This is a genomic window from Deltaproteobacteria bacterium (assembly GCA_003194485.1).
Classification (GTDB): domain Bacteria; phylum Desulfobacterota; class Dissulfuribacteria; order Dissulfuribacterales; family UBA3076; genus UBA3076.
This window is the reverse complement of sequence record PQXD01000017.1, coordinates 44,248-53,532: the sequence shown is the minus strand read 5'-3', so window position 1 is coordinate 53,532 and position 9,285 is coordinate 44,248. Positions and strand designations below refer to the sequence as shown.

The following is a 9,285-nucleotide window of genomic DNA, read 5'->3' as shown; positions in this document are numbered from 1 at the left end:
GGCTCTTTACCACAGCAGCTTGAGGCGGTTTGAAGCCTGCTCCTGCAAGCCGGCTTCGAGGGGCCAAACCCTCATCTTCTGTGCAGTTGCGCACATCTCAACTATATCGAGTGTGCTCGTGGCGCACAATCATCGCAGTAGCGAGCAAAGCGGTGACCTCGTTGCTCCAACTCCTTGTCAAGATCATCCAGCAGGATGTTGCTGAGTAAGGGTGAAAGCGGACCGCCTTGCGGAACACCCTTATGGGTGTCCTGCCTGCGGCCGTTGATAACCGCCCCTGCTCTCAGGTACTTGCCGATCAGCTGCAGAACACGCTTATCCCGCACCTTTCTGCTGATCCGGGACATCAAGACGTCATGGACCACTGTGTCGAAAAATTTCGACAAATCGCAGTCAACAGCTACACGATAACCCTTACGGATATAATCGCGCACCTGATAGACGGCATCATGGGCCGAACGCCCCGGCCGGAATCCGAAGCTGGATTCCGAGAAATGCGGATCAAAGACCGGCAGGAGTACCTGGGAAATGGCCTGTTGGATCAGCCGGTCCAAGGGAATGCCCAGCGGACGGGTACCGCCCGTTGGTTTTGGTATTTCCAATCGTTTCACCGGCAAGGGTTGGTAAGTGCCTGCCAGAAGTAAAGAACGGATTGCGTCCCAATGCTCACGGGCATAGGCCATAAAGTCCTCGACCGGCATATTATCAATACCAGGGGCTCCCTTATTGGCCTTTACCCGCTTCCATGCCTTAAGCATATTTTCACGGGAGAGAATCCGCTCCAGCAGGTTTTCATCTGGGCCAGGTCTGCCGGTAACGCGCCGGCCACACACTCCCCCGGTCGGGTTCCTTGTGGCGGCCGAGCTTACCGGGCCTTTTCCCTTCTCTGGGTTCGGTCCTTCGTTGAACTATTATGACATCTGCTGACTCCTGTCCGGTCATCCTTCATGTTGCCATGCAGGACGCTGTCCAGCGTTAGCTGAACCGCCTGTCGGACAGGTCTCCCCGGATAAGAACGTGATCTTTTGCTACACAACCGCAGCATTTACCCTATCTCCTTAAACCCAGGACTTCGTCATGTTGTGCTGACTTATCCGGAAACTGGGCCTTGTATGCCGTTTCTGTTCGCCTGCCTGTGCGGTGCACGCAGACAGGTCGGCTCACAGCGTTGCGCTCCGGCTTCCTCCACCTGCCTGTCGGCAGACAGGGACCACCACCTCACGGTGACGCCCTTGCCTTCGGCTGGTACTTTCGCTATCCTCAAAAATCAGGTAGCAAGGTTCATGTACAGGGGACTTTCACCCCATAAGTTCACGCCCATGCCGGGCGTACCACAAGCGGGTGCAGCAGACGATCCCGTCGGCAAACAAGTTTGCCTCCGGTCTCGCTCCTGATCCGCCGCGATTATGTGAAAAACAAAATTTGAAGACCAAATGGTATTTGGCTATAATGCCTATGCCTTGATAATTGGAGGAATCCATTATGACAAAAATCTCTGTGGAAATCGAGGACTCTAAGGCTGCACTCCTTACGGAAAAAGCGAAGAAGTTTGGTCTATTGCCAGATCAGTTTGTTACAGCATCTATTGAGGATCTTATTGCCCAGCCAGAGCCAGACTTTGAAGAAGCAATGCATCGAGTATTGTCTAAGAATAAAGAGCTTTATCAGCGGCTTGCATAATGCGCTATCTTTCTCTCCTTGAAGTTCTTGAGCTTCATAAAGCGATAATTGCTTCTTCAGGTGTCAACGTTAAACGGAAATGCGGAATTATTTGTGAGCGGCGACAAAGAGTTGCTCGAACTGAAAAAAATCCAATCTATGCAAATCTTGTCTCCAAGAAAGTTTTGGGAGACGCTCAAAACCTAAACACCGGATGAACACTGATTGAAAAAGCCGGCGCTTTTTCGCTGGGTTACCCGCGAAAGAGTGAGTCAAGCTAGTCCGTTACCAATTTTCCCGTCCGTTCTACTTGACATTTGGTTATACTTTATTAAAGTATTTAGTATAACCTATTCACAATGGAGAAGAAGTATGGGCGCAACTTCAAAAGTATCTGTAAAAAAGAAAGTCTTCCCTAAAGGGCAGATTGTCATTCCTGTTGCTTTAAGAAAAAAATACCATATTGAGATTGGAGATCATGTTGATGTAATTCCCAAAGTCGACGGCATCCTATTAAAACCTATGCTCCCCAAAAAAGGAAAAAAATCTTTGACCGACTCCTTATTTGGAATATTTGGTAAATACGCAAAAGGGAAGCCAAAGCTTGAAAAAGCTGATATCAGTGAGGCAACAGAAGCAGGATTTATCGAGGGCTGGGAAAAATGACGGCGCTATTGGATACTAATATTTTGATTCGCTTTCTAACATCGGACAAAACCAAAAAGTTTCGAGGGGTATATTCCTTGTTTAAATCACTGGAACGGGGAGATTTGCGGGTTGAATTGAAATTGATTGTTTTGTTCCAGGTAATATTTGTTCTGGGAAGTTTTTACTCTGTTCCCAGAGAAGATATAGCAACCGGGATGCTGGGCATCCTGGAATATAGAGGGATTATTATTAAGGAGAAAAAAATTGTTAGCCGTATGATAAAACTCTGGCATGACAGCAAATTGGACATTGTAGATTGTTATCTGGTTGCCTGTTTAGAAGGAGATAGACAAAATATCCTTTATAGCTATGATCACGACTTTGATAAGTTCAAAATCAATCGCAAGGAGCCTTAGCCTTTAGTTGATCAGACCCATCGTAAGAAATGCAGGATATTGCTTCCCTCTATCCCCTGATCCCTGAGACCGACACTGTTAATAAGACCCATTTGGAAGAAATCGGACTTACTGTGGAGTCTCTGACCGTTCAATATAAAGAAGAACGATTTCATAAAGGACCCGGTTTCTATGAAGAAACCAGAGAATCCTTTCTCAACAGGATAAGGCGTTCTCTGGACCTTATAAGATTTTGCTGAGGGCTCGGGTGACAGACTGATTTTGCCTTGACATCACAAAGTTGATTCTTGTAATAATAATCATGGTGCCCTTATGGGCTTAATAGGGAATCCCGTGAAAGTCGGGAGCGGGCCCGCCGCTGTGACCGGGACGAACGCTGCAAAATGTCACTGACCTCAAAGAAGGTTGGGAAGGCGCGGCAAGTAGGATAAACCGGGAGCCAGAAGACCTGCCAGAATAACAACCGGCACAATACTTCGTGGACGGGAGTGTGCCGAAAGATCTTGCGGATAAAAAAGGGAAATCCCCGGATCGATTCAATTCGGTCCGGGGATTTTTTATTAGCGAAGAAAGGAGGTGAAGGCCGGTAGTATTCTGAATGATTTAGCCGGTTTCGTTCTAAGGGAAGGGAGTGCAAACCTCTCGCCGCCCCGCGACTGTGATCGGGACGAAAGCCGCAAGCATGCCACTGTGCCGCCGGAAGCGGCATGGGAAGGCACGGCAAGTAGGATGAACGTAAGCCAGGAGACCTGGACGAAACCAGAATCTTTAACAACATTTCTCGAGGGGGAAAGGGATTTTTTTATGAAACGAATTATTCTGATTATGATTATATATTTCTGCGGTGCACTATTGGTCCTGTCATCGGCAAACAGGTCATTGGCCCAAAATAGAAAAGAAGAGATACATGAATTGGAAGAGGTGGTGGTAACCGCAAGCAGGGTAAAGGAAAAGAAAAGGGAGATCACCTCCAATTTGACTGTTATCGATGAAGAAGAAATCAAAAGGTCTTCAGCCAGGGATCTCGGGGATTTGTTGGCCGAAAAAAATATTGGGCATATTCAAAAATATCCGGGCACTTTGACTCCTATCGGTATCCGGGGCTTCAGGACCGAATCTCACGGTAATGATCTTGAGGGCTATGTCCTGATTCTTCTGAATGGAAGGAGGGCCGGTACCGGTAATGCGGCCAAGATCACGACCAAAAACATAGAGAGGATGGAAATAGTAAGGGGTCCTGCCTCTGTTCAATACGGCTCGGCCGCAATGGGCGGAGTCGTAAACGTGATTACCAGACAGGGAAAGGATAAACCAACTGCGTTTGTTGAGGGTTATTTGGGGAGTTTCGAACATGAGGAAGGGAGTGTCGGATTTTCGGGACAGGTAAAGGGATTCGATTTTTCCGGCAGTTACACCACAGGATCGATGGACGACTATGATACTGCGGATGGGAAAAGATATCATAATACCGGATATGATGAAAAAGAAGACTGCAGCCTGAATCTTGGTTTTGAGTTTTTGCCCGGAAATCGTATCGGTGTCATCTGTAATTATTTTGATGGAGATCAGGTGGGCAATCCGGGTTATCTCAGCCAGAACGATCTTGATGACTATAAAGATACAAGCAATAAGTCCATTGACTTTATTTATGACGGCGGAACTACAGATGGTCTATTCTCCTGGATGGCAAGATATTTTCGCGGTGAGGATGAGGACAGATGGTCTGATCCGACCGGGAGCAACCCGGACGGCTGGGACGATGGCGTTCCATCCGAGCAGAAAACCGACCAGGAAGGGGCACAGGCACAGGTGTCTTTAAACCTGGAAAATATACTTGTTACCGCGGGTTTTGACTGGGTGAATTATGAAGTGAAAACCACCTGGGACCCAAAGAAGTCTGAATATGATAATCCCGCCGGTTTTCTCCTGGCCAAAGCCAGGCTTTTGGACAATAGATTGATACTTGCCGGTGGCTTGAGATATGACGAATATGATGTGGAAGTGAAAAAAGGCCAAGGGGGGCATGAGGACGATGATCACGTTTCTCCTCGAGCCGGCGTGGCCTATCTTCTTACAGACTTTCTAAAACTCAGGGCCAACTATGGAGAGGCGTTCAAGATGCCTTCCGCCAAGCAGTTGGCAGGAAATTTTCCAGGCTGGTCCGGCAATTTCGTGGGTAACCCCGATTTGGACCCTGAGAAAAGCGAAACCTACGAAGGGGGGCTGGACTTCTCTTATGCCTCTTTCAATTCTTCCCTCACCTATTTTTATACTGATTTTGAGGATAAGATCCAGACTGTTTCCACATCGGGTGGTGACACCACGTGGGAAAACGTTGGAGAAGCTGAAATAGAGGGTGTGGAAGCAGACATCTTCTGTGACGTGGGTGCCCTTTTGGGCTGGGAATTTGAGTTCAAACCTTACGCCAACCTTGTATATCTCACCAAATACGAAGATGAGGAAACACACAAAGACCTCAAGTATACCTCTGATATTAATCTGTCTTATGGTATTACATTCTCCGATTTTGATGGTCTTTCTGCCAATCTAAACTTTACCTATACCGGAGAACAAAAGATCACTGATTATGAAGGCGGGTCCTATGGAGTAATAGAGAAAGGCGGTTTTACGGTTGCTGATCTTACGATCAGCAAAAGGATTCTCGATTTTGGAAACTACGGTGGGTTGACTCTAAGAGGTGCGATTCAAAACCTCCTGGATAAGGAATACGAATATGTGCAAGGGTACCCTATGCCTGGAAGAAGTTTTTTCCTTGGCCTCAGATATAATTACTAGACAATTATTGTTATGGAGCTCAAAAGCCTGTTTCTCGGCCTTGTCTTTACTATAGGCGTATTTGCCATAAAGAGTGGGATAGGTCTGCACTATTTCCTGATCCAGAGAAGAAAGCTGATGTCAAAGCTCATCTTCCTTTCTCTGTACTGCCTTGTTTATCTCATTATCTTTGTGCTTTCCTCTTACATCCTGCAAAGGATCAATATCATCCATTACTTCGAAATAGTACAAGGCCTTTTGAAATCAGGAATATTCATCCACGTCCTGATGGCGGGCGGGCTTATCATCTGGGGAGTTGTTCTGCTGAAAAGAGAAAGCGGGCCCGGGAACAGGAGTTTTGCCTGGCTGGCCCTAACCATCCCCTGCCCTGTCTGTGTCACGGCCATCTTTTTCAGCGCGGCCTTTCTCCTTTCCTGCTTCCCTGATTCCGGTTATCCGGCCGCGTTGGGGGCCTATATTCTATTTATGGCTATTGTCATTACGACGTCAATCAGCATGACATTATGGAGTATCAGGTCGAATCTTGCATCTGAATCAAATCTGGGGGCGGCTATGTTGATCATTGCCGTCTACTTCTTCCTGTCCATAATCATCATGCCCCAGTTCAGTGATCTGAGCAAGATTTACAGACTGGCTGCCTACCATGGTGAAGCAGAGTCTACTGACATCAGGGACATTCTGTTGCTCTATTCAGTAATGGCCACTCTTTTTTCAACCGGCTTTTGGGCCATGAGAAGAAAGATAAGGAGGAGACGGGGTTGGACATAGGCGCGTTGTTGAAATCTCTTATCTATCTTATTGCCTCCTCTCTTCTCTACCCGGTGCTGTTCTTGCTGGTCGCCTTAGTTGTGTACATAGTGATCTCTTCAGGGTCTTTTTTTGCTGAATGGCTGGAACGGCTCAGGATAGTCAAATACTCTCCTGAAAGACTCCCCCGGCTGATAAGAGAGGGAAACGATCAGAATTTCTTTCCGCACCGGGTCAATTCCTATTTGGAAGACCTGCGGCTTTTGCTGAACAAAGTATCTCCACCGGACGAAGTGGAGATAGAAAATATCCTTCAGGAAACGAGTCTAAAAACCTGGGAATCCCTTGACCGTATCAAGATGATTATCCGGATCGGTCCCAGCCTGGGGTTAATAGGCACCCTCATCCCCATGGGAACAGGCCTTGCGGCCCTTGGGCAGGGTGACATGACCAAATTGTCTTCGGACCTGGTAATCGCTTTTACCACCACCGTGGTTGGTCTTGCCGTGGGGATTGTGGCCTATTTTTTTTACACGATAAAGAGAAGGTGGGTGGAGGAAGATATAAAAAATATTGAGCTGGCAACCGAGATACTGGCCAGCGAGATCTCAGAGGAAAGGCACAGATGAGATACTTCAAGAAGAGGAGAGGAGACCCTTCAGGTGATATAGGTGAGAACGATCCCATGGCAGGGGTGGCCAACCTCTTTGACATCGGGCTTGTCTTTATCGTGGGACTGATTGTTGCTCTCTTTGCTGCCCATTACCTCCAGGACCTCTTCAGTGAAAAATCTGAAATCACAATTGTGAAGAAAGCCGAGAATGGACAGATGGAGATTATCACCAAGAAGGGGAAAAAGATAAAGAGGCTCAAGGTCACGAAAGAGAGGGTCAGAGGCAGGGGCGAGAGACTGGGGATTGCCTACAGGCTGGAAGACGGGACCATGGTCTATGTGCCGGAGTAACAAGGCGAATATATTGAGGGGAGGGAAGTCTGAATGAAAAGAATCATCTTTTCCCGATTTTTTGCCTTATTGTTCTTAATTCTATTCGCCATCTTCTGGAGTCCTGCCACGACTTTTTCCTATCCGGTAACATTTACGGATTCTGATGGGAATAAAATCACCATCGAAAAGAGGCCCTCGAGGGTCGTCTCCCTGGTGCCAGCCATTACCGAAATTATATTTAAGCTCGGGGCGGGCGATGCGGTCAGGGCCGTTACCTGCCACGATACGTATCCTTCAGAAGCGGCGACAAAGGAGATAGTCGGTGGCTTTTTCTCGCCTTCCTTAAGGGCTATAGAGAAGATAGAGCCTGATGTTATTTTTGTGTCCAGGCTTCACAAAGGAATAAGAGAAAAATTCGGCCACGGAAGATTCAGGTTGATTAACCTTGAAGCGAATTCCATTTCAGATATCTACAGAAACATCAATTTGTTGGGCAGGATTTTCAACAGGGAGAAGGATTCTGCAAGGATCATCGACAGGATAAAGAATGAACTCCGAATTATTGACAGGAAGGTGGCCGGGATACCTCAATCCGAAAGGAAAAGGGTTATACGGCTCATGGGCCGTGATCAGGTGATGACTCCAGGGGATGATTCCTTTCAGAACGAATATATCAGGCTCGCCGGTGGTATTCCCCCAAGGCTCGGTAAAGATGGGAATATTGCAGCCGTTACCAAAGAAGAGTGGATGCGCTTCAACCCTCAAGTTATTTACGGATGCGACGGGGATAGAGAAACGGCTGAAAAGCTCTTTGACCGTCCAGGATGGAAGGATGTCGAAGCGGTAAGAAATGATAAGATATTTTTCTTTCCGTGTGACCTTACGTGCCGTGCCTCGATACGTGCCGGTTATTTCGTTTCCTGGCTCTCTGCCAAAATTTACGAAGATGAGTTTTCCAAAAAAGAAGAGCAGGTTCTCAAAGACCAAATATTCAAATCACGCAAGCTCGATCTCGATCTTGATTACATAAAAGATGCCCGCATTTCGTACAGTACTATCCATGATTTTTTGAACAAGACCCTGATCATCGATTTTAAAGAACCATTATCTCTGGTCTCAACCCTTGAAGGAGAGCGCAGAGGAATAGAATCGATAGGCAACCATTATTCTTCCCCTCCTTGTTGGGGGATCGGCCATAAACTCGGTTTGGAGGAAATAAGGAAGCGAGTATATCAGGCTATTGGCAAATCAGAGGATACGGCCAGTTTTCTTTTCACCGGCGCGGACATGGACAATCTGGTCATTAAGAAGGAAAGGTTCAGGGATATGGAAGTCTATGCCCTTGTAACAGCCGGCGTGAAGTCAAATGCGGTCAGGATGTCTAGAGATGAAGGGAGATTCTATAAACCCGGAACAATCAATATCATCATTTTGCCCAACATGAAACTCTCGCCGCGTGCCATGACCAGGGCCATCATAAGTGCCACGGAGGCAAAAACCGCAGCATTACAGGATCTTGATATCCGAAGCAGTTACACCCCACGGATTCACCAGGCTACTGGAACCGGAACCGATAACATCATAGTTGTGGGTGGAAATGGGATACCAGTTGACAATTCCGGCGGCCATTCAAAGATGGGCGAACTGATTGCCAAGGCTGTATATGGGGCTGTTCAAGAGGCGGTATACAGGCAAAACGGTATCGTCGCCCGGCGCAATATCTTCCAGAGACTGGGGGATCGAAAGATCAGCCTTTTTGATTTAATTACCTCGATGAGGGTGGAGGACGACAGTGACAGGAAAAGACTGCTGTGGGCATTGGAAGATGTATTGCTCCAACCCCGTTATGCCTCATTTGTGGAATCGTCTTTCGCAATAAGTGACGACTATGAAAGGGGGCTGATTGCCGATTTGAGCAGCCATGAACTCTCGTGCAAGAAGGTGGCCGGGGAAATTGCAGGAAAAGAGATCGCAAACATGAAGGAGGTCACAGAAACTGAAGATATGCCGCTTGTATTGCGTATGACCGTAAACGCTCTGCTCAACGGGATTTATTGCAGGATCAAGTGAACG

At 47.3% G+C, this 9,285-nt stretch carries 10 protein-coding genes and 2 riboswitches; of the genes, 9 read left to right on the top strand and 1 reads right to left on the bottom strand.

Going from position 1 to position 9,285, the window contains the following annotated elements:
- Positions 1 to 101: 101 nt before the first annotated feature.
- On the bottom strand, positions 102 to 833 hold the full coding sequence (locus C4B57_09510) for a group II intron reverse transcriptase/maturase (GenBank protein ID PXF53509.1): 732 nt from the start codon (positions 831 to 833) through the stop codon (positions 102 to 104).
- 649 nt (positions 834 to 1,482) lie between these two features.
- Between C4B57_09510 and C4B57_09505 the strand changes: the two genes are divergently transcribed.
- The 9 genes from C4B57_09505 (at position 1,483) to C4B57_09465 (ending at position 9,282) form a co-directional block, all read left to right on the top strand.
- On the top strand, positions 1,483 to 1,680 hold the full coding sequence (locus tag C4B57_09505; protein PXF53508.1) for a DNA-binding protein: 198 nt from the start codon (positions 1,483 to 1,485) through the stop codon (positions 1,678 to 1,680).
- Between the two features lie 351 nt (positions 1,681 to 2,031).
- Positions 2,032 to 2,325, top strand: a complete 294-nt coding sequence (locus C4B57_09500; GenBank protein PXF53507.1) for an AbrB family transcriptional regulator — start codon at positions 2,032 to 2,034, stop codon at positions 2,323 to 2,325.
- Positions 2,322 to 2,723, top strand: coding sequence for a hypothetical protein (locus C4B57_09495; protein PXF53506.1), 402 nt, complete (start codon positions 2,322 to 2,324; stop codon positions 2,721 to 2,723). The genes C4B57_09500 and C4B57_09495 overlap by 4 nt, the downstream gene beginning before the upstream one ends.
- Before the next feature lie 29 nt (positions 2,724 to 2,752).
- Entirely contained in the window at positions 2,753 to 2,962 is a 210-nt protein-coding gene (locus tag C4B57_09490; protein ID PXF53505.1) for a hypothetical protein, read from the top strand.
- Positions 2,963 to 3,008: 46 nt separating this feature from the next.
- A riboswitch (cobalamin riboswitch) is annotated at positions 3,009 to 3,194 on the top strand.
- A 104-nt stretch (positions 3,195 to 3,298) separates the two neighbouring features.
- A riboswitch (cobalamin riboswitch) is annotated at positions 3,299 to 3,495 on the top strand.
- A gap of 32 nt (positions 3,496 to 3,527) precedes the next feature.
- Positions 3,528 to 5,519 carry a TonB-dependent receptor gene (locus tag C4B57_09485; GenBank protein ID PXF53504.1) on the top strand — a complete coding sequence of 664 codons (1,992 nt, stop codon included), beginning with the start codon at positions 3,528 to 3,530 and terminating at the stop codon, positions 5,517 to 5,519.
- Between the two features lie 12 nt (positions 5,520 to 5,531).
- Positions 5,532 to 6,287 carry a hypothetical protein gene (locus tag C4B57_09480; GenBank protein ID PXF53503.1) on the top strand — a complete coding sequence of 252 codons (756 nt, stop codon included), beginning with the start codon at positions 5,532 to 5,534 and terminating at the stop codon, positions 6,285 to 6,287.
- Positions 6,278 to 6,895, top strand: coding sequence for a biopolymer transporter (locus C4B57_09475; protein PXF53502.1), 618 nt, complete (start codon positions 6,278 to 6,280; stop codon positions 6,893 to 6,895). The genes C4B57_09480 and C4B57_09475 overlap by 10 nt, the downstream gene beginning before the upstream one ends.
- Positions 6,892 to 7,230 carry a hypothetical protein gene (locus C4B57_09470; GenBank protein PXF53501.1) on the top strand — a complete coding sequence of 113 codons (339 nt, stop codon included), beginning with the start codon at positions 6,892 to 6,894 and terminating at the stop codon, positions 7,228 to 7,230. The genes C4B57_09475 and C4B57_09470 overlap by 4 nt, the downstream gene beginning before the upstream one ends.
- A 33-nt stretch (positions 7,231 to 7,263) precedes the next feature.
- Complete coding sequence (locus C4B57_09465) at positions 7,264 to 9,282, top strand: adenosylcobinamide amidohydrolase (GenBank protein ID PXF53500.1); 2,019 nt, start codon at positions 7,264 to 7,266, stop codon at positions 9,280 to 9,282.
- The last annotated feature ends 3 nt before the right edge of the window (positions 9,283 to 9,285 follow it).

Coding starts and splice junctions, on each gene's coding strand:
- C4B57_09505 (PXF53508.1), top strand. CDS start 1,483: ATGACAAAAATCTCTGTGGAAATCGAGGACTCTAAGGCTGCACTCCTT.
- C4B57_09500 (PXF53507.1), top strand. CDS start 2,032: ATGGGCGCAACTTCAAAAGTATCTGTAAAAAAGAAAGTCTTCCCTAAA.
- C4B57_09495 (PXF53506.1), top strand. CDS start 2,322: ATGACGGCGCTATTGGATACTAATATTTTGATTCGCTTTCTAACATCG.
- C4B57_09490 (PXF53505.1), top strand. CDS start 2,753: ATGCAGGATATTGCTTCCCTCTATCCCCTGATCCCTGAGACCGACACT.
- C4B57_09485 (PXF53504.1), top strand. CDS start 3,528: ATGAAACGAATTATTCTGATTATGATTATATATTTCTGCGGTGCACTA.
- C4B57_09480 (PXF53503.1), top strand. CDS start 5,532: ATGGAGCTCAAAAGCCTGTTTCTCGGCCTTGTCTTTACTATAGGCGTA.
- C4B57_09470 (PXF53501.1), top strand. CDS start 6,892: ATGAGATACTTCAAGAAGAGGAGAGGAGACCCTTCAGGTGATATAGGT.
- C4B57_09465 (PXF53500.1), top strand. CDS start 7,264: ATGAAAAGAATCATCTTTTCCCGATTTTTTGCCTTATTGTTCTTAATT.